At 35.4% G+C, this 24,526-nt stretch carries 17 protein-coding genes, 2 pseudogenes, 1 riboswitch and 1 other annotated feature (1 of these 21 cut by a window edge); of the genes and pseudogenes, 14 read left to right on the plus strand and 5 right to left on the minus strand.

All coding sequences use genetic code 11. The annotated features are described in order from the left end of the window. Positions 1–56, plus strand: a binding site (T-box leader) (it extends 205 nt beyond the left edge of the window). A gap of 73 nt (positions 57–129) precedes the next feature. Beyond that, the gene (gene asnA / locus PLX19_RS14790; protein ID WP_272189420.1) at positions 130–1,113 is read left to right on the plus strand and encodes an aspartate--ammonia ligase; all 984 of its coding nucleotides are present in this window, start codon (positions 130–132) and stop codon (positions 1,111–1,113) included. A 163-nt stretch (positions 1,114–1,276) separates the two neighbouring features. Here the strand turns inward: asnA and PLX19_RS14795 are convergent, their stop codons facing one another. After that, positions 1,277–2,506 carry an aspartate kinase gene (locus PLX19_RS14795; protein ID WP_272189421.1) on the minus strand — a complete coding sequence of 410 codons (1,230 nt, stop codon included), beginning with the start codon at positions 2,504–2,506 and terminating at the stop codon, positions 1,277–1,279. Positions 2,507–2,875: 369 nt separating this feature from the next. Then, positions 2,876–3,063: riboswitch (Lysine riboswitch) on the minus strand. A gap of 201 nt (positions 3,064–3,264) precedes the next feature. Here PLX19_RS14795 and PLX19_RS14800 point away from each other — a divergent pair. The 6 genes from PLX19_RS14800 (at position 3,265) to PLX19_RS14825 (ending at position 10,829) form a co-directional block, all read left to right on the plus strand. Then, positions 3,265–4,173, plus strand: coding sequence for a DoxX-like family protein (locus tag PLX19_RS14800; protein WP_272189422.1), 909 nt, complete (start codon positions 3,265–3,267; stop codon positions 4,171–4,173). Between the two features lie 4 nt (positions 4,174–4,177). Further along, on the plus strand, positions 4,178–4,807 hold the full coding sequence (locus PLX19_RS14805; RefSeq protein WP_272189423.1) for a DUF4166 domain-containing protein: 630 nt from the start codon (positions 4,178–4,180) through the stop codon (positions 4,805–4,807). Then, entirely contained in the window at positions 4,795–6,423 is a 1,629-nt protein-coding gene (locus tag PLX19_RS14810; RefSeq protein ID WP_272189424.1) for a YndJ family protein, read from the plus strand. Before PLX19_RS14805 ends, PLX19_RS14810 begins: the two co-directional genes overlap by 13 nt. A 156-nt stretch (positions 6,424–6,579) precedes the next feature. Then, the gene (locus PLX19_RS14815; protein WP_272189425.1) at positions 6,580–7,347 is read left to right on the plus strand and encodes an ABC transporter ATP-binding protein; all 768 of its coding nucleotides are present in this window, start codon (positions 6,580–6,582) and stop codon (positions 7,345–7,347) included. 12 nt (positions 7,348–7,359) lie between these two features. Continuing rightward, positions 7,360–9,225, plus strand: a complete 1,866-nt coding sequence (locus PLX19_RS14820; RefSeq protein ID WP_272189426.1) for an FtsX-like permease family protein — start codon at positions 7,360–7,362, stop codon at positions 9,223–9,225. Positions 9,226–9,434: 209 nt separating this feature from the next. After that, entirely contained in the window at positions 9,435–10,829 is a 1,395-nt protein-coding gene (locus PLX19_RS14825; protein ID WP_272189427.1) for a PepSY-associated TM helix domain-containing protein, read from the plus strand. A gap of 654 nt (positions 10,830–11,483) precedes the next feature. Here PLX19_RS14825 and PLX19_RS14830 read toward each other — a convergent pair. Continuing rightward, a complete protein-coding gene (locus tag PLX19_RS14830) occupies positions 11,484–12,203 on the minus strand; it encodes an MIP/aquaporin family protein (RefSeq protein WP_272189428.1) in 720 nt (239 codons plus the stop codon). A 651-nt stretch (positions 12,204–12,854) separates the two neighbouring features. On the opposite strand from PLX19_RS14830, the gene PLX19_RS14840 reads away from it, so the two are divergent. The 3 genes from PLX19_RS14840 (at position 12,855) to PLX19_RS14850 (ending at position 16,201) form a co-directional block, all read left to right on the plus strand. Beyond that, positions 12,855–13,010 carry a P-II family nitrogen regulator gene (locus PLX19_RS14840; protein ID WP_272189473.1) on the plus strand — a complete coding sequence of 52 codons (156 nt, stop codon included), beginning with the start codon at positions 12,855–12,857 and terminating at the stop codon, positions 13,008–13,010. A 700-nt stretch (positions 13,011–13,710) separates the two neighbouring features. Then, positions 13,711–13,935, plus strand: a complete 225-nt coding sequence (locus tag PLX19_RS14845; RefSeq protein WP_251228677.1) for a hypothetical protein — start codon at positions 13,711–13,713, stop codon at positions 13,933–13,935. 88 nt (positions 13,936–14,023) lie between these two features. Next, complete coding sequence (locus tag PLX19_RS14850) at positions 14,024–16,201, plus strand: transglycosylase domain-containing protein (RefSeq protein WP_272189430.1); 2,178 nt, start codon at positions 14,024–14,026, stop codon at positions 16,199–16,201. A gap of 96 nt (positions 16,202–16,297) precedes the next feature. On the opposite strand, the gene PLX19_RS14855 is transcribed toward PLX19_RS14850, so the two are convergent. Both PLX19_RS14855 and PLX19_RS14860 read right to left on the minus strand, forming a co-directional pair. After that, complete coding sequence (locus tag PLX19_RS14855) at positions 16,298–17,503, minus strand: MFS transporter (RefSeq protein WP_272189431.1); 1,206 nt, start codon at positions 17,501–17,503, stop codon at positions 16,298–16,300. Positions 17,504–17,636: 133 nt separating this feature from the next. Next, a complete protein-coding gene (locus tag PLX19_RS14860) occupies positions 17,637–18,215 on the minus strand; it encodes a DUF2087 domain-containing protein (RefSeq protein WP_272189433.1) in 579 nt (192 codons plus the stop codon). A gap of 828 nt (positions 18,216–19,043) precedes the next feature. Here PLX19_RS14860 and PLX19_RS26225 point away from each other — a divergent pair. The 4 genes and pseudogenes from PLX19_RS26225 to PLX19_RS14880 all read left to right on the plus strand — a co-directional run. Beyond that, a pseudogene (locus tag PLX19_RS26225) lies at positions 19,044–20,348 on the plus strand (GW domain-containing glycosaminoglycan-binding protein); the annotation flags it as partial. 291 nt (positions 20,349–20,639) lie between these two features. Continuing rightward, a pseudogene (locus tag PLX19_RS26230) lies at positions 20,640–21,707 on the plus strand (GH25 family lysozyme); the annotation flags it as partial. A 349-nt stretch (positions 21,708–22,056) separates the two neighbouring features. Next, complete coding sequence (locus tag PLX19_RS14875) at positions 22,057–22,182, plus strand: hypothetical protein (RefSeq protein ID WP_272189436.1); 126 nt, start codon at positions 22,057–22,059, stop codon at positions 22,180–22,182. Positions 22,183–22,212: 30 nt separating this feature from the next. After that, positions 22,213–22,755 (plus strand): DUF1003 domain-containing protein, encoded by a 543-nt coding sequence (locus PLX19_RS14880; RefSeq protein WP_272189437.1) that lies wholly within the window; start codon positions 22,213–22,215, stop codon positions 22,753–22,755. Positions 22,756–22,871: 116 nt separating this feature from the next. Here PLX19_RS14880 and PLX19_RS14885 read toward each other — a convergent pair whose 3' ends face one another. After that, positions 22,872–24,239, minus strand: coding sequence for an Nramp family divalent metal transporter (locus tag PLX19_RS14885; protein ID WP_272189439.1), 1,368 nt, complete (start codon positions 24,237–24,239; stop codon positions 22,872–22,874). Positions 24,240–24,526: the final 287 nt, after the last annotated feature.

Below are 24,526 nucleotides of genomic sequence, written 5' to 3' on the forward strand. Positions count from 1 at the left end.
CAACCTCTGTTGCTAATTTGGGTGGTACCGCGGAACCAAAGTCTTTCGTCCCAGTTTTTTGGGAAAGAAGGGCTTTTTTTTATTGGTTTCTTTCCTCATTACATCAAAACATTTTAGGAGGAATACATCATGTATCAAACATTAATGACAGTAAGAGAAACACAAATCGCAATTAAGGAAGTTAAAACGTTTTTTGAAGAGCAATTATCAAAACGTCTTGAATTATTCCGCGTATCTGCACCATTATTTGTAACGAAAAAATCAGGATTAAACGATCATTTAAACGGCGTAGAGCGTCCAATTGAATTTGATATGCTATATTCGGGAGAAGAGTTAGAAATTGTACATTCACTTGCAAAATGGAAACGATTCGCACTGCATGAATATGGGTATGAAGCGGGTGAAGGTTTATATACAAACATGAACGCAATTCGCCGTGATGAAGAGTTAGATGCAACGCATTCCATTTATGTTGACCAATGGGATTGGGAGAAAATTCTTCAAAAAGAATGGCGTACAATGGATTATTTACAAGAAACAGTACGGAAAATTTACGGAATATTCAAAGATTTAGAAGACTATCTGTTTGAAAAATACCCGTTCCTTGGTAAATATTTACCAGAAGATATTGCATTTATCACATCACAGGAGCTTGAGGATAAATATCCAGAATTAACACCGAAGGATCGTGAACATGCGATTGCAAAAGAATACGGTGCTGTCTTTATTAGTGGGATTGGCGGGGCATTACGTTCTGGTGAAAAACATGATGGGCGTGCAGCGGACTATGATGATTGGAAATTGAATGGTGATATTTTATTCTGGCATCCAGTATTGCAGTCTTCATTTGAGCTATCTTCTATGGGGATTCGCGTCGACAGTAAATCTCTTGATGAACAATTAACAATAGCAGGAGAAGATTTCAAACGTGAATACGATTTCCACAAAGGAATTTTAGAAGATGTACTGCCGTTAACACTTGGCGGTGGCATTGGACAATCAAGAATGTGCATGTATTTCTTACGTAAAGCACATATCGGTGAAGTACAGTCTTCAGTATGGCCAGATGAAATGCGTGAAGAGTGTAAAAAGCAAAACATTCACTTGTTCTAAAAGACTTTGCTTCAGGTGCTAGATTATTCTTGTGTCGAATCGTCGATATATTGTGAAAAGAACTGATAAATGTACCATTTTCGCCGATATATCGGTGAACACGTAAGAAGGAGCCGATTTCCCAAAGGCACATAGGTGCTTTGGGGAGTCGGCTCTTTGTTTTTTAATTGATTGATACAAAAGGTTCGATTTTTGTCATAAATGATTCATGAAGTGCTTCGACACCTTTTACTAAATGAAGGCGGTCGATTACGACAGATACTTTAATTTCCGATGTACTTACCATTTTAATGTGAATATTTTCTTCTTGTAATGTGGAAAACATTTTCGCAGCGACACCTGGATTAGATACCATACCTGATCCAACGATTGATACTTTTGCTAAGTGGTTTTCATGCTCTACAGATTCATATTGCATTGATTCACGATTTTCTTCTAAAACGGTTAATGTTTCATTTAAGTCATTTGAATGTATAGAGAAGGATAAATGTACAGTTCCTTCATTTGTAATACTTTGAATGATAATATCTACATTAATATGAGCGCTCGCTAATGTGGAGAAGACTGTGGAAAGCTTTCCTGGTTGTAAGCCTTTCATTGTTACACGTGTTATATTATCTTCAAATGCAATGCCTTTTACGATTGATTGTTGCTCCATGTTACATTCTCCCCTTACTATTGTTCCATTTTCTTGTTCCATGCTTGAACGAACTTCTAACATAACGCTATGATTTTTGGCAAATTCGACTGCTCTTGGATGAAGTACGCCAGCACCTAGATTTGCGAGTTCTAACATTTCATCATAGGAAATTTCATCTAATTTGTAAGCGTTCTTTACAACGCGTGGATCGGTTGTGTAAACGCCTGTTACATCTGTATAAATATCACATTTTTTTGCCTGTAATGCTGCAGCTAACGCAACTGCGGTTGTATCAGAACCGCCGCGACCAAGTGTTGTAATTTCTTGTTCTGCGCTTAATCCTTGGAAACCGGCTGCAACGACAATCGTTCCTTTTTGTACATAAGATTGAATCCGCTCTGTATTTATGTCGGTAATTCTAGCGCTGCCATGTATGGATTCTGTTGTAATCCCAGCTTGCCAGCCTGTAAGTGAAATTGCCTCGTACCCTTTCGTTTGTAAAGCCATTGTTAATAGAGAAATTGAAATTTGCTCACCTGTTGTAAGTAACATATCCATTTCTCGTTTACTTGGTTGATCTGTAATATTAGCAGCTAAAGATACAAGTTCATCTGTACTATGTCCCATTGCAGAAACAACCGCTACAATTCCGTGTCCTCTTTCATATTCTTCAATGATTAAATTCGCAACATGTTGAATCCGTTCAATATTTCCGACAGATGTGCCACCAAATTTTTGAACAATAATTTCCATGATAAAAGCCCTCTTTCAAGTTGATATAGATAAAGTGAAACTTTCGTCAGTGGGGGGTCATCCCCTACTGATGGTTAGTTGAACCAATCGGGCACTTACGGGAAGCTATCTCCCACATAACTTCTTTGCTTCCTCTGAATATTGAGATGGGAGTCTTACTGTCCGTTAGTGCGGGATAAATTAGGAAAAATGTTGTTAAACATAAGATGGGGAATATAGATTCCTTTTACTCCTGTAAAAAAGTAAATAAAAAAACACCATCTCAAATAGGTGAGGATGGTGCTGTTACAGGAAAAAGGGAACAGAAAACGGAGCTAACAAAAAAACCGCCAAAAAAGAAGATGATCATAAAAAACATGATCTCTCTTTTTTGTAGATAGCTCTTCATATATACACCGCTGTATATATGACAGTTCTGTTTCTATTCGAAAACAGCCCCAATGTATATGCTCAGAGGCACATATACATTTCGGCAACTTTTCCTTTCATCTACATTCACTGACAATCTCTGTGTCTCCTATAGAATACTCATAAAAGTTGCGACCTCTATCTCACGTCATTAGGCGAGAGTAATTGGTTGTATGAAGTTGTTTGTAACATTTGTTTCATAGTAATCAAAATGTCGAGAGAAATCAAGTAGGTTATAATTATTTTGAATATTTAAACTATTGTGGAAAAAAATAAAAGTGGTATAAAATGTGGTTAAAAGAAGTAGTTCCAACAAAATTTTTACATGTAATTGGAGTGGAGGGGTGAGAATGAAAAAACAAAATCCTATTTATGTAAAAACAGAAATAGAAACTAAAATGGATGAACTTTGGAAGTATACACAAGATCCAAAGATACATACGGAATGGGATGTACGGTTTACAGAAATATCGTATTTAGAGAAGAACGAGGGCGAACCACAGCGTTTTTTATACAAAACAAAAATTGGTTTCGGATTTGAAATTGCTGGAGAAGGAGAATCAATAGGAGAATTACAAAAAGAAGGCGGGGAATGTATTTCGTCACTGAAATTTTGGACAGATAGTAAGCTTTCGTTAATTTCGGTAGGGAGAGGCTATTGGAAGTATATACCGAATGAGAATAAGGTTCGTTTTGAAACGCAGTATGATTATGAAACGAGGTTTGGAGGTATAGGAAGATGTATAGATTCATACATATTTCGTCCGTTATTAGGATGGGCAACGGCTTGGAGTTTTGATGCTTTAAAATTGTGGTTAGAAAAAGGATTTCATCCACGTTTATTATTAAAAAGAGCTGTTACATATTATCTCATTTGCTTTTTGCTATCTTTTGTGTGGATCTATCAAGGTCTTATTCCGAAAATATTATATACTCATCCAGAAGAGGTACAGATGCTTTCCAAGCTTATAGGTTCAGAAAATTATGCGTCCGCAATGATTAAAGTGGTTGGATCTTTGGAAATTGTGTTTGGGGTGATCTGGTTGTTACCTTTCAAAAAACAGAAATTATTTTTTCTTCATAGTTTCATACTATTAATCTTGACAGTTGCGGCGGGATTTACAAATATCGCTAGTTTTATGCAACCTTTTAATCCGATTACGTTAAACATCATATTAATCGGATTCTCAATAATCAGTTATATGAATAGTAATGACTTACCGCAAGCGAGAAATTGTAAGAAAAGTAGAAAGGAGTAGAAAATTGTCTTCCATTTATGAAACATTATTAGGAGAATCCTATCATCGGTTACATCCAAAATTACAAAAACGGTATGCGATTACAGAGGAACTTGGTTTTACAGGAGAAGGGAAAATGGATGAAATTACAGAAGGTTCTGCTGCTGTAAGAATGTTTTTAAAAGTAGCAGCAAAATTTCGGATGTTCTTTTCAGAAAGAGGGACAGGAGTACCGTTTATTATCCAAAATAAAGCAGAGAAAGACAGGGAAGGAAAGACATTTATAAGATGGAATCGGATGTTTTTGTTCGGTGAAAAAAAGCGTTATTTTCATGCTGTCATGTATTTGAATGATAAACAAAATGAAATTGTCGATTATTTTGGTGAACCGCATTTGCTTGTATCGACGCTTGCGTTTCATGTTGATTCAAAAGGAGCAATGCATATTTCATCTAAAAAACAATGGTTCTACTTATACGGAATGAAGATTCCATTGCCAAAGTTTTTATATGGGCAGGCAAAGATTGTAGAAAGCTATGATGATGAATTAGAGTGTTATCGGATACATGTACAAGTACAAAATTCATTATTAGGACCACTTTTCTCCTATAAGGGGACGTTTACAGAAAGGGATACAAATCTATGCGAAATATAATGATTGGCTGCATGTGCTATGTCATTTTTCTTATATTAGAATGGCCAAAATTACACCCTGTTGAATCGATTATATTATTGTCTATTCTTTTATTTATCCCAATAGCGTTTTCTATTGTAGATAATAAAAAAAGAAATGGAGACGAACTGTTTTGTTATAAGCTCGCAGCATTTTTTTATCCGGTTGCAGCAATAAGTGCAATGCTTGCTTTTGTAACAGACTATTTTCTATTTGCAATAATTTGGTTTTTATATACCGGTATTGTCGCACTGTTTGGAGTATCCCGATTGTTAGAAAGAGGATGGAAACCGTTAGAAGAAACTGCAATTGATAGTGGATTTATATATTTATTTTTAGGTGGATTTTGGTTCTTTGCCTCTGTAGCAAATATACCAATTATGCAGTTTAGTTCAGATATTGTTTTACTCACAGCGGCTCATTTTCATTACTCTGCTTTTTTACTTCCTTTGTTTGCAGGTTTATTAGGAAGAAAACAACAAGAGAAAAGTAAGTTGTATACAGTCGCTATGTTCATTATAATTATTTCACCAATGACAGTTGCAATTGGGATTACATATTCAAGAACGTTTGAATTTTTTGCAGTGTTACTTTATCTTATTTCCCTTTATATGTACGGGATTTTTGTATGGAAAACAAAGTTTACTTCAAAGAGTGCAAAAATTCTTCTTATCATCTCGTCTAGTACACTTATGGTAACTATTCTTTTTTCGATTTTCTATTCATATGGTAACTTTAAGCAAGTCATGACGATTACAATTGCGCAAATGGTTTGGATTCATGGCGTTGTGAATGGATTGGGCGTAGCATTACCTGGTTGTATTGGCTGGATGATTGAAAAAGCTGCACCTATATATATTCGTTATGGAAAACCGGTGAGTCGTATAAAAGGTAAGATGAAAATTGGAGAAAATATTTTATTAGAAAATAGTTTAATAGAGGAGAAGGAATATACAGGCCTTATAAATAAAGTGATAGATTTTGATAGTAAACAGTTTAATACAAAGAATGTATCACCACTTATTATTGATTTTTATGAGAACACGAAAGAATATGAGTTAAAAGCAACTATTCACTGGTCACGTTGGTTTTTGCCATTTGCTTTTCTATATGAAAAAATAAGTCGGCGTGTACAACAAATTCATTTAGGGATGGGAAATCGCTTAGAGAGGATGTATGGGGAAATTGTTGCTATAAAAGATGAAAAAGATGGTAGAAATGATGTTAGAGCGTGGGTTCGGAAAAATGAACAAAATGAAACAATCTTTGTCGCGCTCTATTCTCAGCATGAATATAACGAGGAAACATACATGAATATTGCATTGCCATTACCGTATGCAAATATGACGGGGATATTAAAATTTCGTAATGATAAAAACAATCTTATCATTACGAGTCGATTAAGGAATAGTGCAAGAGGGGATGAGGGGATATATTTACATAACCGCTTCTTTACCATTCGCTTGCCACTCGCAGAAACGTTTACGATAAGAGAGAAGGCTACAACAACGTTAACAGCACATCATCAAATGTGGCTGTTTGGTGTGAAGTTTCTCGAGATTGATTACGAGATAGAACAAAAAGAGAATATTGCTTAACGAAAAATGAGTTTGGTATGATACCAAGCTCATTTTTTTTCGTATTTATATCGTAAATCTTAAGAATTCTTAAGAATTTACCTACAAGAAACTTAAAAAATTTCTGGGAAGATACTAATAGATACTAATAGATACTAAGAGATAGGGGATGAAGTGATGAAAAATGATGTAGTAGAAGTAAATCAAGTAGAAAAAATATATGGAAAGAAAAAAGAAAACCATTCAAGGGTATTAAAAGGAGTAACGTTATCAGTAAAAGAAGGTGAGTTTGTTGGAATAATGGGTCCATCGGGATCAGGGAAAACGACGGTGTTGAATGTGATTTCGACACTTGATCAAGTGACTAGTGGTACGGTGAAAATCGCAGGAACCGACATTGCAAATATGAAAGGAAATGCATTATCTGATTTTAGAGCGCAAAAGCTAGGATTTATTTTTCAAGATTTTAATCTTCTTGAAAACCTTTCAATTTATGAAAATATTGCGTTGCCGTTGTCACTGCAAGGAGTGCCTTCAAAAGATATTGATGGAAAAGTACGAGAGGTAGCGATAAAACTTGGGGTAGAAGCAATTTTAGACAAATATCCAACTGCAGTTTCTGGTGGTCAAAAGCAGCGTACAGTAGCAGCTCGTGCACTCGTACATAATCCAGCAATTATTCTTGCAGATGAACCAACAGGAGCACTTGATAGTAAAAATGCGAAAAATTTATTAGAAGCGATGCATGATTTACATGAAAATCATCACGTTAGCATTATGATGGTAACGCATGATGTGTTTAGTGCAAGTTATTGTGAACGCATTTTATTTATCCAAGACGGATTGCTTTATAAGGAAATCCACCGCAATGGAAGTAGAGAAGCATTTTATCAAGATATTTTAAATGTGCTTGGAAAAATGAGTTCTTCCAAGGAAGCGATATAAGGAGATGAGGACATGTTACTGAAATTATCGATACATAGTATACGAAAAATGATGAAAGATTATCTTGTGTTGTTAATTGGTCTTATCGTTAGTATAAGTATTTTTTATATGTTTCAAACCATGGCTTTAAATACTGAATTTACGAAAGAAAATAGCATCATTAGCAGCATTCGGATTGTCTTCGGGATTGGTGCTGTGTTACTTTCGTTTATTACCTTATTTTACATTCTTTATGCAAATTCATTTTTGCTTACACTGCGCCGAAAAGAATTAGGTATGTATATGATGCTTGGGGCAAAAAAGAAAAAGGTTGCACAGCTGCTTTTTATTGAAACATTAGGGCTTGGAATGATTGCTTTAATAATTGGAAATGTAGTGGGGATTGGATTAGCAAGTGTGGTAGGGAAGCTTCTTATAAAAGGTATGGGTGTATCAGCGAAGGGATACGAGGCATTGTATTTTCCCGCTTTAATTGCAACGTTACTTTTCTTCTTTGTTCTTTTTGTAGTGACAGGACTGCTTAATAGCATTCGTCTTCTCCGTAAAACAGAATTAGAGCTTATACGAGAAGATGACACGCAAGATGAGGTAGAAAAAAGTAAACTTCGTATTTCGGTTTTTACCGTAATTGGAATTTTGATGGTAGGTATTGGATATTACTCGATCCTACATGTGAATGAATTACAAGAAATGGGATTTGTAATGGCAACAATTTGTACGACAGTTGGAACTTATTTTATATTTGGTTCATTATTTCCTTTATTGATTACGATGTTAAAAAGAAATAAAAAAAGAAACGAAGCTGGACTTAATAGCTTTACACTTGCACAGCTACGTTTTCGAATTAATAGTTTATCAAGAGTATTAGGGACAGTTTCTATGTTGATTGCACTAGGTGCTGGTGCGATGACAGCTGGGATGGCGTTTCAAAAAAATGTTGGAATGACAACGGAATTTTCGCGAGTGTATGATGCGACGATTCATGATCCAAATGCAGAAGAGATAAAAGAATTAAAGCAAATGAACATTATAGAAGAAAAGAAATATTCTTATAAAGAAAATAACGAAGCGGTTTATTTTTTACGTGACGATTTACTTAATCAGCCACCGCTTATTTCGGAGCACAGAAGCGCAAAGAAAAGTAAAGAGCTAATTCGTGTTCGCGTAAGTGAGGGACTTCCTGAACCAATATACACATCGCTTGAGAAGCCGGAAACGCAGCAATATTCAAGTATGCCTGGGCAATGGGAGGATGCACTCATCCGTGAATTTCAAATTAGTTACAATCAATTTGGCGGAAAGCCGCTTCGCATCGCTGATAAAGAAAATTATGAAAAATTACAAGGAACAGTGCACTCACTTCTTTTAATTCGCGTAGATAATTTGCAAAAATATAAACCGATTCTTACAAAAATAGATCAACGACAAAAAGAAGTTGCACAAAAAAATATCGGGGAAGAAGTACCAATGCAAACGAAAATGACGACGTATCAGTATATGTATACTTTTATGAGTGGCACAATGTTTATGGGATTTTTCCTAGGCGTTTCTTTTCTGGCGATGATGGCTAGTTCGCTTATGTTTAAAATTTTAACGGGAGCATCTAGAGATAAACGCCGCTATGTCATGCTTCGAAAAATTGGTGTTCGAAAAGGAATGCTCTGTCGCAGCATCTATAAAGAAGTATTCTTCATCTTCTTATTTCCTGGGATTGTAGGAATTGCTCATGTATTAGTTGGCATGAATCTATTTTCATTCATTTTACTTGATCCGTATGTGAAAATTTGGATGCCAATTAGTTTGTTTGTCTTCATTTATCTTGCATATTACTGGATAACAGTACAATTATATAAAGGTATGGTACTGCCAAAAGGATAGTAAAGGGACAGACGATTGCTTGAAAAAAGCAATCGTTTTTTGTAAATAATAAAATATATAAAGGAAGTTTCATAAAAGAATTACAAATAAGTTTGAAAATTCCTCACAAAATGTTCACATATATCCGATATATTAAAAATTAAAATTATAGTTTTATAAGTTTCTATAAAGATAGGAAGGATAAGTATCATTTAGGAGGAAAATGAAATATGTTTGCAAAACAACAAACAGTAAATCATTCTACTAGAGGACATGAGGCTCAGGTAGACAGTTCAAAAGCACAATTTTTATATCGAGCTGTATGGCGCTGGCATTTTTATGCTGGTCTTATTTTTGCACCTTTTGTAATCTTATTAGCAATCACAGGTATAATCTATTTATTTAAACCGCAAATTGAAAATGTTATATACAAAGATTATTACTATGTACAGGCTACAAAAGAAAAGTTGACTGCTGAAGAGCAAATAGAAGCAGTCAAAAAAGCGTATCCTGGTGCTTCTATTACAAAGTACAAGCCATCTTTTACGTCAAATCGTTCAGCAGAAGTAGGAATCGTAGATAAGGAAGTTCCAATGACGGTATTCGTAAACCCACATAATGGAAAGGTTTTAGGCGATTTAAAGAAAGAAGAGAAATTTATGAGCCAAGTGGAGCGGATGCATGGCGAGCTAATGATTGGCAAGGCAGGAGATCGGATTGTAGAAATGGCTGCTTGCTGGGCCATGATTTTGTTGATTACCGGTCTATATTTATGGTGGCCTCGCAATAAAAAATCAATTTTTGGTACATTGATTCCAAGGGTTTCTAAAGGAAAGAGGATCATGCTAAGGGATTTACACTCTGTTCCGGCGTTTTGGTTTTCACTGTTCATTTCTCTATTTATACTGACAGGGCTTCCTTGGTCTGGATTATGGGGAGATTATATTAATAAAATCGCAACGGCTACAAAAACAGGATACCCGACAGGACTATGGGATGGTAAATTGCCGCAGTCTACTGTTCCATCTAAAGCGATAGCGGATGTTCCTTGGGCAGCAGAAAAGTTACCAGTTCCAGAATCTAAGGAAAATAAAACAGCTACTCTTATGGTGGCAGACATTATGAAAATAGCAGAAAAAAATCATTTAGAAGATGGATACGTAATTACATTCCCTAAAGGAGAAAAAGGTGTGTACACATTATCCGTTAAACCTGATAATCCAAAAGGGGAAGCAACGCTGCATATTGATCAGTACAGCGGAAATGTGTTAGCGAATTTGCAATTTGCAGATTATGGAATATTAGCTAAAGCGATTTCTATAGGGATTGCGCTGCATGAAGGGCGTTATTTCGGACTAGTTAATCAACTATTGGATCTTGTAATTTGTCTTGTATTAATCGGGATTGCTGTAACAGGCTGCATGATGTGGTGGAAACGCAAGCCATCTAGTACGTTAGGTGCACCTTCTTTACCAAAGAACTTTAAATTAATGAAAGGAGCAGTAATACTAATTATCATGCTAGGGATTTTGTTCCCGCTAGTAGGTATTTCGTTGCTTGTGGCTTTGGCGCTTGATTGGCTGGTAATAAAGAGAGTGCCAACTTTGAAAAAATGGTTTGGTTAATGTAGGTTACATTTATGATAAAGTAAGGGGAATTATATGAAAAAGAAAAACTTTGTATACATAGTAGGGAGTGTTTTATTAATAATAGGTATATATCTATATATAGACTATTATAAAACATATGAAACAAAAGTTACAGATACGCCGCCCTGTCATACCAACAAGTAGAGTACTGAAAATAGTGGATCATTTTAAGAGAAATAAGAAAGCACAATTGTATTCACAAAAGTTTTAATATTTATCTCGCAATAATAGACAGTAAGATTCCAAACTCAAGATTCAGAGAAAAGTGAAGAAGATAGGTGGGGGATAACTGTCTGTAAAAGCCTGATTGCTTTAACCAACCAACAGTGGAGGATGAAAAACCCTCACTGTTGGAAAATTTAATTTATTTTAAAACGTCATTTGATTATTATTGTTCCTGCTAGCGTATATTGAACAGAATGTTTTGAACGATATTTCCGTAATTTTCTGTTTTATATTTCTTACGTTTTTTCGTTTTGTTTATCCCGCATTAACGGGCAGTAAGACCCACACCTCAAGATTTAGAGAGAGCAAAGAAGATAGGTGAGGGATAACTGCCCGTAAAAGCCCGATTGGTTCAACTAACCGTCAGTGGGGGGTGAAGAAAACCCCACTGACGGAATTTTCATTTTATTTAAATAGATGAAAGTAGGTGTATACGGCTACAATAGAGGCGACAATTGGAGCGATAACAGGTACCCATGCATAGTGCCAGTGTGAGCTTCCTTTTCCCTTAATTGGCAAAAGTGTGTGAGCCAGACGAGGCATAATGTCACGGGCGGGATTTAGAGCAGGGCCAGTTGGACCTCCTACTGAAAGAACGAGTCCCCATACTAAAAAGCCGATAACTACATGGGCTGTTAGATGTTCCTTTCCCATAAGCGGAGAATGTACGATCCCTAATGCACAAAAAATTAAGATGAACGTACCAATGAATTCCGTTATGAATGCGTTAAAATATGTCTTTTTGTAAGACGGGACGGAACCGAAGCAACCTAGCACTTCTATAGTATCTTCTGTATCATCCATAAAAGGTTTATACATTATCCACACAATGACAGCACCAATAAATGAACCGATGAGTTGTGCTGTAATGTAGGGAACAACTTTTTCCCATGGGAATTTGCCGTTCAGCGCCAAACCAATGGTAAAGGCAGGATTAATATGATTCCCACTAATACCACCGAAGATAACAGCAGGGATTCCAACTGCAAACCCCCAGCCAGTAGCTATTACCATCCAACCTGTTTTGTGACCTTTTGCTCCTTTTAAATGAACATTTGCAACCACGCCGTTTCCTAATATGACAAGTAAAGCGGTGGCAAATACTTCTGCGATGTATGCTGTCATAGTATCTCCTTTCTAGATATGTAAATTAAATACTAAATATAGTTTGCTTAAAAACGCAGGAGATTATTGTAACTTTCAATAAATAGTTTAATTAAGCTAAAACATTGTTTTTTTTTACTTTTCATTAGTGAATAGTTCACTCGATATGCTCGTTAGAAAATAACAAATATCAAAAATTCTTATGTTTATTCCATCAATTTCAAAGTCTAAAAATCCTGCAAATCAATTCCCAGCAAAACTAAATTAGATAGATGTGTATCTCTATGAATAATCTGTTTTGGTAAAAATGGCAATATATTTCCTATATATGGATTTTGGTGTTTCGTGAGTTGTATAACTTTAGGATTAGCAACTTGACTTTCTTCAATTAAATGCATTTTTTTCTCAAGGTTTATTTTTCTTTCCGCTCAATTAGAATATTAAAAAATATTCTAACAATGGATTGGCATCTTTTTGTTTGTTGTTATAATTCATTTCAATCGATGTTAGAAAACCTCGTATAGGAGGGTGCTGGATGAAGCAGATTGAAGCTATTACTATTATAAGACCTGAAAGGTTAACGGATACGGTTAAGGGGTTGGGAAACATTGGATCACAGGATTTACTGTATCTCAGGTGGTAAGAAGAGGAAAGCAAAGGGATGCGCAAGTGGTGTATCGTGGGAGGAATTATAAAGTTACTCTTCATCCGAAAATAAAACTTAAAATCGTTCTCTCAGACTATATGGTGGAAAGGACGATAAAGGCTATTATTGCTTTTGTCCAAACAGGTGAAGATGGTGGCGATTCCAGAGCCATGAGCTTATGAGGATGAGATGGATCAAGAAAAAAGAGCTTTTTATGAATAACATAGCAGCGACTTATATGTCGAAAAATTAAAATGGAGTTATATAAATTCAAACAGCATCCTGTATGTGGATGCTGTTTTATTAGTTAGACAAAAGGAATTTCTACTTCGCAAACAATCATATTCTCTACTTTCGCAACCGCTTTAGCTTTTCCTATAAAACTTCGAAAACTAATGATTCCTATTTTTGGATGGAATTGGTCTCAAGGATGAAATTGTTTTCTAAAAAAACTTTTTTGACCCCCTTAAAAATAAGGTTTCCTGCGAAATAAATATAGATAGAAGCCATATAGGAGTGAGAACAATTAGAATTCCTGCGAATGGTTCATATTATCTTTTTAGGTCTTATTTTTACTATGTATAAACATATATAGAGAACATAGATGGGTATGTAATACTATCCTTAATTTTGTTCTGCTATTTTGGTGCAGTAAGGTCTCCTCCTCAAGATTTAGAGAGAAGCGAGAAAGATAGGTGAAATCACTGATAGAAGTTTCACTTTATCGATATGGACGTTTATTTCGCGTATGAAATCTATGAAAGACAAAACTGAGTGATACCTACGTGCGTATGTAGTATATAAATTCTACACCTATACTGTCTGAATAAATAGAAATTCAATTTAAAACACTGGAAAACGTACTAGAAAGGGAGATTCAATTTGAAGGAATTTACTGTTTGCTATACTTTGGATAATGATATTAAAAAAGAAAAAATAATTAAAGGATTAGGTGTTAAAAAGGAAGAGGTTATACAAGAAGTCTTAGAAAAGGTGAAACATGACAAGTTTTTTGTTGCGAAAAGTGATGAAGGAGATTATATCATAAATTCTTATTTAGTACGTTATGTACGTGTTATAGATGAGAAAGTACTAGGTCAAATATAGTATTCATAATTTAGTAGGTAGTAAGCTAACAATTAACATGGTCTTCAACTTTCATAAGTAAACTAAACAAACGTAGGTGAGAAGAATAATGTCAGAAATGTATCGTTCTCGTGAAGAACGAAAACAGATAAAGAAAAAACAAAAAGGGAGTGGAAAGTCCTCCGGAAAAGGATCATTTTTGAAAAAAGTCTTACTTGTCTGTTTACTGATTGGCATCAGTTTAGTAGGGACAGGAGTCATTATTTTCTATTATATGATTAAGGACGCTCCCAAAATAGAGGCCTCAAAATTGGAGGACCCGCTATCCACGAAGTTTTATGATAAAGATGGAAATTTTATCTATGAATATGGAAAGGAAAAACGAACAAAAATCACGTATGATCAAGTTCCAGAAGTGTTGGAACAAGCATTTATTGCTACTGAAGATGCTCATTTCTATGAACACCATGGTATAGATGTAAAACGAACGGGTAAAGCAATTTTCGAAAACTTGACTGGGGACTTCGGATCTCAGGGCGGAAGTACCATTACACAGCAAGTTATTAAAAACTCATTTTTGTCTCCTCAAAAAACGTTAAAACGAAAAATACAGGAATGGTACTTGGCGTATAAGTTGGAGAAAAAATATTCCAAATATGATATTTTGACAATATACTTGAACAAAATTAATTTTGGAAACCGCTCTTACGGCGTTGCTACTGCAGCCAAAAATTACTACGGTATTGAAGCGAATGATTTGAAAAAATTGACCCTTCCGCAGGCTGCTATGTTGGCAGGACTACCGCAAAGTCCAAATAACTACGATCCGTCCAAACCGGAAAACGAAGAAGCAGCGACAAAGCGCCGTAACCTGGTCTTAATTTCTATGCATAAACAAGGATATATCACGAAGCAACAAATGCAGGATGCGATGAAAGCTCCAGTAGCGAATGGGATTGTTTCAAAAATTAATCAAGAAGCTATGCCTTACGAAGCGTTTTTAGATGCTGCAACAAAAGAAGTTGAAGACAAGTTGAAAGATATCAATATCGGTACGGATGGTCTTCAAATTTATATGACACTCGATCCGAAGGCACAGCAGTATGCCGATAAAATCATGAATACGCAAGACATTGTGAGTTATCCGAATGACCGTTTCCAGGCAGCTTTCACGTTTATGGATTCGAAAACGGGTGAAGTACGTGCGATTGGAAGTGGCCGCAATGAATACAAAGCAACATTCCGAGGAAATAATTTCGCTATTGATATAAACCGTCAACCAGGTTCGACGTTTAAACCAATCTTTGATTATGGTCCGGCGATTGAAAATTTAAAATGGTCAACGTACCACCAACTTGTAGACGAACCGTATCATTACTCAAATGGAAAACCTATACGAAACGCGTATACAGATTATAAAGGTTCTATGTCTATGCGAAATGCTTTAGTAGAGTCGCGTAATATTCCAGCCTTGAAAACATTACAGGAAGTTGGTTTGAATAAAGCAAGAGAGTTTGCGCAATCACTTGGGATTGCGTTTCCAGATAATCAGGTTTATGAGTCTTACGCAATTGGAAGTAATCTTGTATCTCCTCTTGAGATGGCAGGAGCATATGGTGCATTTGCAAACGATGGTGTGTATACAAAACCGCATTTTGTTACAAAAGTTGTTTTCTCAGGTGGCAAAGAAATAAGCTTTAAGTCGAAAGGTAAACGTGTTATGCATGACTATACGGCTTATATGATTACCGATATGCTTCGTGGTGTAGTGAATGCCTCTAACGGAACAGGTACAGCGGCTAATGTAGCGGGTCTTGATATTGCAGGGAAAACGGGAACAACAAACTTTGACGAAAAGACACTCAGTCAGTTCGACTATCCATCTAAAGCGACAAATGATAGTTGGTTTGCCGGTTATACATCACAATACACAATGGTTGTTTGGACTGGGTATGCGAAGAATGGCCCAGACAATTATATACTTGGAGATACAACAAAAATTTCACACCTTATTTTTAAAGCAATGATTCAAGCGTTTGGAACAGACACATCCAGATTCCAACAGCCGAGCAGCGTATATCCAATGAATAATGAGTTATACATTAAGGGGGTTAGTCCGGACGCTGTTCCACCAGCAGCAGTCCCATCCACAGTTGTTTTACCAGAAACTCAAAAAACGGAACAGGATGATAGTAAAGGGAATGATAATGAAGAATCACATCATGGTGGAGATAAAGATAAAAAAGACAAAGATAAAAAAGATAAACATAAACATAAGCATGACTAAGATGTGCACAAACAAGGTGTAACTTAGTTATAACTTGTAATAGTTTTAGTTAATTGAAGATGTAGGAAAAAGTCTTCATAAGAAAAGAGGTACCTCTCAAATGGTACCTCTTTTTCGATATGCTTTCGTTGAAATAGTTACAATTAGGGAAATGGCAATAAGGATATAGGCGATACCTCCAGTCAAACCTAAGGCACGTGGCGTAAGGTATTGGAGCGCCAATCCAGAAATAAACATAGATATTCCCAATACGGTATTTATGATTGTTGCTAATAGTCCAAACATGGTTCCTTGGTGTTGTTCAGGAATTTTCTTCATAAGAATGGTATCAAAACATGCATTACCAATCCCGGACATAAATGCGATCCCGCAAAACATAAGAAATGCAAAAACTATTAAATGTGTTTGACTTAATAACAGTTGAAATATTCCCTCAAGCAATAAACATACTAAACCTGTAACAAGGAAATTTTTTCGTAGTTGATTTGCAACAGAAAAGCTTAATATTAAGCCAATACCTAATGCGGCATAAAAAAGACCTACACCAACATCCCCAAGATGGAACTCGTTAATCGCATAGACACTAATTAAAACATTATCAATTCCATTTATTGAAGCTATTAATATTTCACAGAAAAAAAGAATTTGCACCGTAATAGAAATCAAGATTACCTTTTTAAAGGTAAAGAGTAAATTTTCGGACTTCCCTACTTTTTTTACATCTTCATTTCCTGGAAACCTAATCGTATAGTTGATAGCAGCAGCCCCTAAAAATGATCCTGCATTTAACCAATAAGTCACATTAGGTCCGAAAATAGACGAAACTATTCCGCCTGAAAGTGCTCCAATGGTTAAAACAATCCCTATCATTACTTGTTCCAAACTATTTACTTTTATAAGATGTTTTTTATTAACAAGTTGCGGTATTGTTGATTTTCTTGCAGGTCCATATATAGCTTCTCCTGCTGCCAAAATAAATGAACTAAAATAAACGATCCAAATATCTTCTTTACTTTGAATAAATAGAAAGGATAAGGCAAATGGAATTCTTATAAGGTCTGTTATAACTAATATTGTTTTTCTTGAAAATTGATCAGCTAACATTCCGCCAATTGGTCCAAAAATTAAAGAGGGTATGAGACGGATTGCTAAAGTCATTCCTACAGCGAATCCTGAACCGGTTACATGTAGTAGCATCGCTAGCACAGCTACGGAACTAAAACGATCCCCAATACCATTCACAATACCAGCTAAAAATAACTTCTGATATTGTTTTTCTTCATTTACAAAAGAAATATTCATAGCCATCCTCCTTGTTTTATAAATACTTAATTTGATGATTGTCTAATTAGGTAGTTAAAAAAATAAGGGCGTGAAGTAACGCCCTTTATCCCGTATTAACAGGAAGTAAGCTTCCGCTGAGGGAAGTTTTGTTTTATTTTAACCACCATAACTCAACGGGGTTTAACTCATATTGATTATTTTCTCGGTACATATATTGGCACATAATGAGTTCGCGTCTTAATGTTGCGTAATCTTCATGAAATTGCTTTAAATATTCATTGATTTCCTTTTCTGGGTAAACTTTTCCGAATTCTAATCCTTTAACCATATGTGCAAGTACCACAAGTTTTTTCTTTCGCTGTGCAGGATAGGTTTTTAGTTTTCCATCTTTTGTGAAGAAATTATTGATAATAGCTGACCGCTCTTTTTCAGTAACCGACATTTCCATATTTGAATCGCCTCCTGTTCCTACAGTAAAAATAGCCTTAGCATTCATCTCCAATATTTTTGTATTAAGAGAAAAATAAATCGTATTTTTATCACGACGTTCTTTTATCAGTCCAACTTCTCGGAGTTTTGTCATATGGTGGGTAATTGTTGGGGGTTTAAGTCCTAACTTTCCGGCAATCTCTTGTCCGCTCAAATGACCTTGCTGGAGCAAGGCAATAATGCGAACACGTGTAAGATCACCTAACGCTTTATGAAACGCAACAATTTTGTTTAATTGCATTTAGAAATCACCTGCTTTAATTTTTATCTAATTAGATTATAATCTAATTGGGTTTGTTATTCAAGTAATAAAATGATGAAAATGTGTATAGAGGTAGTCAAACTTATTTTTCTACTCTGTTTTACGTGAGGACAACTGGATAGTAAGAAGCGAAGAGGTACAAAAGGAGTGTATTATATAGATGTTTTTGCAATATATTTCGAAGTTTTTCCGAATTTATTGAATGGATTTTAAAAAACTACCCCCACAAAGTGATGAATAGATTCGAATGTTATATAAGGGGAGGAGAGAATAATTGTAATACTTGGTTTCATGTACTCATGTTGAATCTATTTCAGTTTCAATAAAAAACACATTACTTTGTATTGAAATTGAATATAAAGATGTTAAAATATAAATATGTGGTAGATTTTCTTATTAGCAAATTTATTAGTGATTTTAGAGATTTTTAGTAGTTGTCTTCTAAAAGTCTTGAGGGCTACAATCTATAAATAGCAGGATAAAATCCATTAATATTCTCTAAAGGAAGTGTAAGTAAATAATATATGGAAATGGAAAAATAATACTATTTTAAAAATATAAACGAAAACAATCAAAAAATTATATTAAAATAGTAAATTGCTATGTAATAGAAGGCGTCGTTTATTTTTGTTAAATAGGAATAAACAAAAATAAAAAGGTTATTTAAGGGTATGTATGTTAAAAAACAGGGGAATTTGTCGAAAAAACTATATGAAAAATTCTATAAAAATAGTAATATGTAAGGGTAGTAGAGAGGGACAAAAATGTTAGGGATCTTATTTATTAAAATATATATTAAAAGATTACATGAAAATAGACCTCTTCCAGCTACAAGATTATTACAATTTAAGGAGAGGGTGTCTAGAAGTGAAAAAGTTTTGGCTATCTGTATGTACCGCGGTTACGGTTTGTGGTACCCAGACAGTACTTGTTGGAAATGCAAACATTGCTTTAGCAGCTAGTACAGTTACAAATGAACAAGTGGTAAATTTCGATGGCTTGATGAAAGCTAACATGAATGGTAATGGCATATGGTCCGTACCATATGGCTTACAAGGTGGTAGTTACCTTGGAGACGTTACTAAGTATAGTGGTATGATGGTTCATGTTGTTGGTAGTGTGCAGGTTGGGGATACGCTTTGGTATCATGTACAGGTAGATGGAAAAGATGGAGGATACCTTGATAGTAAAGTCCTAAATGCTGCAACGAATGTCAATCAGAATCAGTTAATTGTCTATACAGCAGGGAATGGAGTTTGGTCTAGTCCATATGGTGTAAGTGGCGCGAGTTATGTCGGTTCCACTAATAATTATGTAGGAAAAGACATAAAGCTGCTTCAAAAATTAACGATTGGAAATGTCGCATGGTATCAATTTAGCATGAATAATCAAGTCATTGGTTGGCTCGATGGTCGTGTGTTAAGTGGTTTGACAAATATACAAGCTATAAACCAGGCGGCTGTTATGGGATCGACAAATGACAATGGTATTTGGAGCATGCCATATGGCCTTCCAGGTGCAAGTTATATGGGATCGACTAATCAATATACTTTTCGAGATTTACAGTTAATCGAGAGTGCTACATACCAAGGGACACAATGGTATAAGTTTAGTCTAAATGGCCAAGTTATTGGCTGGATTAGTAGTTATGCATTAGACAATGCAGGGGTAGTAAAGCCAGCAAACTTTTCGGTTGTTATCGGAAGTACGAATGGCAATGGCATATGGACAGTACCGTACGGCGTTGCTGGTGCACAATATGTACAAAGTACAAATGATTATGCTTATCAAACGCTTCAAGTTGTGAAAACTGCAACAATCGGAAACGTTAATTGGAATCAAGTAGCAAAGAACGGTAAGATAATAGGATGGTTGGATGCTGGAAAGTCGCTTACAGATTTAACTAATATTAAAGATGAAAATCGATCAGTAGTTATAAAGCCATCTACAAACGGTGATGGTATATGGACTGTACCATATGGAGAATATGGAGCGAAATACGTAGCGTCTACAAATGATTACAAATTTCAAATGGTACAAGTTGTCCAAAGTGCTACAAAAGGTTCGACCACTTGGAACAAAATTAAGCAAGGAGATCGTATTTTAGGCTGGGTTGATGCGAATATACTCTCTTCGCAAACTGCATATACTCAACTCGATCCAAACGGTGAAGTTCATTATAACTGGGGATATGGAGGGCCTGCTGGTTTTCCTTCTCAACAGTTCCAAGGTGATTTTGTTCAGAATAAGCAACTGTCTGGAGGAGATTATTTTGTTCAGTCGTTTGCAGATGATGGCGTAAAGGTTTCGTTTGATAATAATTTAGTCATTAATCGCTGGTCATTAGCTGCTGGTGAAACGAATCGTGTTTTATTACCAAACGTAGCGGCAGGTTCTCATAGTATTCATACGCAATATTATCAAGATGGTGGACAAGCAGCTGTATTTTCAGATGTAGTACCATTTGGTAGTTGGCTTGCCTATTACTATCCGAATGAATCTCTTTCTGGATATCCAGTTGCAGCGAAGACTCTTTCACAAGCAGCAAATGGTGGCTTGCAAGATGATAATGGATTTGAAGGTTCACCGGCTACAGGTGTACCAGGAGCCCGTTTCTCAGCACGCTATGTTACAGCTAAGCGCTTGAAAGCTGGTGAGTACCTTCTGTATACAGGAGCGGACGATGGAATTCGTGTATATGTTGATGGGAAAAAAGTTGTAGATGCATGGGGGTATCATGGTTACAATGAAAAAGCATTAAGAATGAATATTCAAGATAACCCAAATGCAGCAAATGGATTGAGGGATGTTCACTGGATCGAAGTAGAATATATGCAAGGTGCAGAAGATAGTAAAGTAACGACAACACTGAAACCTTCTTATACATTTATTGACGTTTCACATTGGGAAGGAAATATAGATTGGAATCAAGTAAAGCAATCTGGTATTAATGCTGCTTATATGAAAGCAACTGAAGGTGTTTCATATACAGATCCAACCTATGCACAATATGTACAAAATGCATCTGCAGCAGGTCTTTTAGTTGGAGCTTATCACTTTGCTCGTCCAGAACAAAATGACCCAATTGTGGAAGCAAAACATTTTGTTGATGTATTAAATCGATATCATACGGATTTAATGCCTGTCCTTGATCTGGAATCACCATCTAGTCCGACAGGTAATATAACAGGGCCGTATGTGACAAATTGGGCACGTACTTTTATTGATTACGTAAAACAGAAAACAGGAAAACGCGTTATGATTTATACGGGACCATGGTATGTAAATGGCTTTAACATATCCGGACTTGGCGATGTACCTCTTTGGGTTTCTAGATATAACTCTACTACTCCAACTACATTAAGCGATTGGAAAAACTGGAATGCTTGGCAATATACAGAAAGCGGGAATGTAAATGGAGTAGAAGGAGCGGTTGATATTAATGTTACTACTTCCTTAGATGGACTTAGACCATAACAGATTTCAAGTTTGTGTAATCAAAGAGAAGAAAAGTTAAAACTTAATAGAAAAGCAGACCTTTTTTAGAAAAGGGTCTGTTTTTTTATTTCCTAATATTTTTAAGTATTGTTAAAAAATTATATATCAATATATATTTTTTTAACAAACAATAAGAAAACTTATACACAGTGTGATGAAAATATATAAGTTAGTGTATATTTATAAACCGTTGTTTAAATACAGTTTCTTTATGTACAATGTAAGATAATTAAATTATAGTTTACAATAAACGCATAGTCAGAAGAGAGAAGTTAACATATAATAAGAAAGGAATTTAAAAAAGGTGAGGTGGACCTATTTTATGAGTAATCCGAGCATAGGAGAGTCGGATATAGAAACGACATCAGAGGCAGTCATACAACTGAATATTCGAAGCGGATTACTTTGTAAAAATAGTTACCGCTTTATTTGGATTTTGGAAAGATGACTTCCTCTATAAGCTGAGGAGGTTTGTACAATGGTACAAAAAATCTGGAATCAAATTAAAGGACAAAAAAAAGAGGCTACGAAAATTCAAGGTTTTGATATTGATTTAAACCATGAAAGCTTAACACGTATTGACCGACTTGTAGATCGTTACGAGTCAGAAATCCTTCATCAACTTGATAGTGCATATACACAACGAACAAAGTGGGCAGACCGACTAGCTGATAAAATTGCACAGTTTGGAGGTAGCTGGCGATTCATCGTTTGGTTTGCATGTTTTCTTGGTTTCTGGATTATGTGGAATAGTTTGTCTATTACAAAAGGAGAACACTTTGATGCTCCACCATTTATTTTATTGAACTTATGCTTATCTTTTATAGCAGCATTTCAAGCTCCTGTTATTATGATGAGTCAAAATCGTCAAGCTGCGCGTGATAAACATGAATCTGTTATTGACTTTGCGATTAATTATAAAGCAGAACAAGAAATTGATGATATGCAAAGTCGGCTGCATCATATAGAGAGTGAACTAACGGAAATTAAAGACTTATTGAAACAATTGAAGGGAAAATAAATTGCTTTTTATATAAAACTTTTAAAAAGAAGAAAAGAAGAAAACTCCTGGTCAAACAGGAGTTTTTTTCTATGTCTAGATTAATAGGGCTAATACAGTTTATGCTTAGAATATTTTTATCCTGAAAATGTAGTAAAGAGTAGATAGGCATTTAAAATAGCGATAACAATAGCGATAAACCAAGCGATTCCTTTGGTCCAAAGTGAGTTTGTAAATTCACCCATTTTCTTTTTGTCACTAGTAAACATAACAAGTGGAATAACAGCAAACGAAAGTTGAAGAGATAGGATAACTTGGCTTAATACTAAAAGATCTGTCGTTCCTTTTTCTCCATATAGTAGCGTTACAATGACCGCAGGTATAATTGCGATTAAACGCGTAATTAAGCGGCGAAGCCATGGTCGTAAACGAATATTTAAAAACCCTTCCATTACAATTTGCCCCGCTAACGTTCCTGTTAGCGTAGAATTTTGTCCTGATGCTAATAAAGCAACGGCGAATAATACGCTCGCAATTCCACTTCCAAGAATCGGATTTAACAATTGATACGCTTCTTGAATTTCGGCCACTTCGGTATGCCCTGTTTTATAAAAAGCAGACGCAGCTAATATTAAAATTGATGCATTAACAAATAAAGCCAACATTAATGCGATAGTAGAGTCAATCGTTGAAAACTTAATCGCTTCTCGTTTTCCTTTAGGTGTATCTTCATAATTTCTCGTTTGCACGATAGAAGAATGTAAATATAAATTATGCGGCATAACCGTAGCTCCTAAAATTCCAAGTGCAATAAACAGCATTTGTGGGTTTTGAATAATCTCTTTACTTGGAATAAAGCCTTTTGCAATCTCACTCAGTTGTGGTTGTGACATAAAGAGTTCTACACCAAAACAAACGGAAATTGTTGCGATTAAACTAATGACAATCACTTCAATATAGCGAAATCCTTTATTTTGCAATAAAAGGATTAGTAAGATATCAAATGAAGTAATGCATACACCCCATACAAGGGGAATGTGAAATAAAAGATTTAATGCGATTGCGGCACCTATTACCTCCGCTAAATCACAAGCTGCAATAGCTAATTCACATAACACCCATAAAACAAACGATACTGGTTTACTGAAATGATCCCGACATGCTTGCGCTAAGTCTCGTCCTGTTACAATCCCTAACTTTGCTGATAGTGCCTGCAAAATAATAGCCATAAAGTTTGAAATCAAAATGACAGATAGTAACGTATAGTTATAAGCAGAACCTCCAGCCAGTGATGTAGCCCAGTTTCCAGGATCCATGTATCCTACTGCAACAAGATAACCTGGTCCCATAAATGCAAGAAGCTTTCGTAGAGAATTTCCTTTCTTCGGTATTCTCATACTTTTGTACACTTCTCGCAAACTAGGATCGCTGTTCTGTTGCCGCCAGCCATCCTGGGGTGACACAGCAACCGTATTTTGCACTTTGGCTGTTTCTAATTCATCCATAACATACCCTCTCCCGTTTAATTTGGTTTATTTAAAGTGAAAAGAAAGATAATATAATATTTTTTATTTTTAAAACCTAAAATATGGTTTGTTTTTCTTTGGACAAAAAAACGGCATTACACTTTAAATTTTTACTTAGACCAACTTTTTTAGTTTGGTTTAAAAATATGATGTGTGATTAAATTTTATGCAAAAGAGAGAAAATAGGTGAGTATAAATATGTTTATTTCTTCCACGGAATATATGTACTTGTTAGCAGACAACATTTTCCCATAAAAGCCCGATTG

The organism is Bacillus sp. BP-3 (assembly GCF_028401955.1).
In the GTDB taxonomy this organism is placed as follows: domain Bacteria; phylum Bacillota; class Bacilli; order Bacillales; family Bacillaceae_G; genus Bacillus_A.

Excerpts from the sequence above, each read along its gene's own strand:
- PLX19_RS14830 (WP_272189428.1), bottom strand. The coding sequence starts at position 12,203 with ATGACAGCATACATCGCAGAAGTATTTGCCACCGCTTTACTTGTCATA.
- PLX19_RS14885 (WP_272189439.1), bottom strand. The coding sequence starts at position 24,239 with ATGGATGAATTAGAAACAGCCAAAGTGCAAAATACGGTTGCTGTGTCA.
- PLX19_RS14815 (WP_272189425.1), top strand. The coding sequence starts at position 6,580 with ATGAAAAATGATGTAGTAGAAGTAAATCAAGTAGAAAAAATATATGGA.
- PLX19_RS14795 (WP_272189421.1), bottom strand. The coding sequence starts at position 2,506 with ATGGAAATTATTGTTCAAAAATTTGGTGGCACATCTGTCGGAAATATT.
- PLX19_RS14860 (WP_272189433.1), bottom strand. The coding sequence starts at position 18,215 with ATGCAATTAAACAAAATTGTTGCGTTTCATAAAGCGTTAGGTGATCTT.
- PLX19_RS14855 (WP_272189431.1), bottom strand. The coding sequence starts at position 17,503 with ATGAATATTTCTTTTGTAAATGAAGAAAAACAATATCAGAAGTTATTT.
- PLX19_RS14800 (WP_272189422.1), top strand. The coding sequence starts at position 3,265 with ATGAAAAAACAAAATCCTATTTATGTAAAAACAGAAATAGAAACTAAA.
- PLX19_RS14875 (WP_272189436.1), top strand. The coding sequence starts at position 22,057 with ATGAGTAATCCGAGCATAGGAGAGTCGGATATAGAAACGACATCAGAG.
- PLX19_RS14850 (WP_272189430.1), top strand. The coding sequence starts at position 14,024 with ATGTCAGAAATGTATCGTTCTCGTGAAGAACGAAAACAGATAAAGAAA.
- asnA (WP_272189420.1), top strand. The coding sequence starts at position 130 with ATGTATCAAACATTAATGACAGTAAGAGAAACACAAATCGCAATTAAG.
- PLX19_RS14810 (WP_272189424.1), top strand. The coding sequence starts at position 4,795 with ATGCGAAATATAATGATTGGCTGCATGTGCTATGTCATTTTTCTTATA.
- PLX19_RS14880 (WP_272189437.1), top strand. The coding sequence starts at position 22,213 with ATGGTACAAAAAATCTGGAATCAAATTAAAGGACAAAAAAAAGAGGCT.
- PLX19_RS14820 (WP_272189426.1), top strand. The coding sequence starts at position 7,360 with ATGTTACTGAAATTATCGATACATAGTATACGAAAAATGATGAAAGAT.
- PLX19_RS14825 (WP_272189427.1), top strand. The coding sequence starts at position 9,435 with ATGTTTGCAAAACAACAAACAGTAAATCATTCTACTAGAGGACATGAG.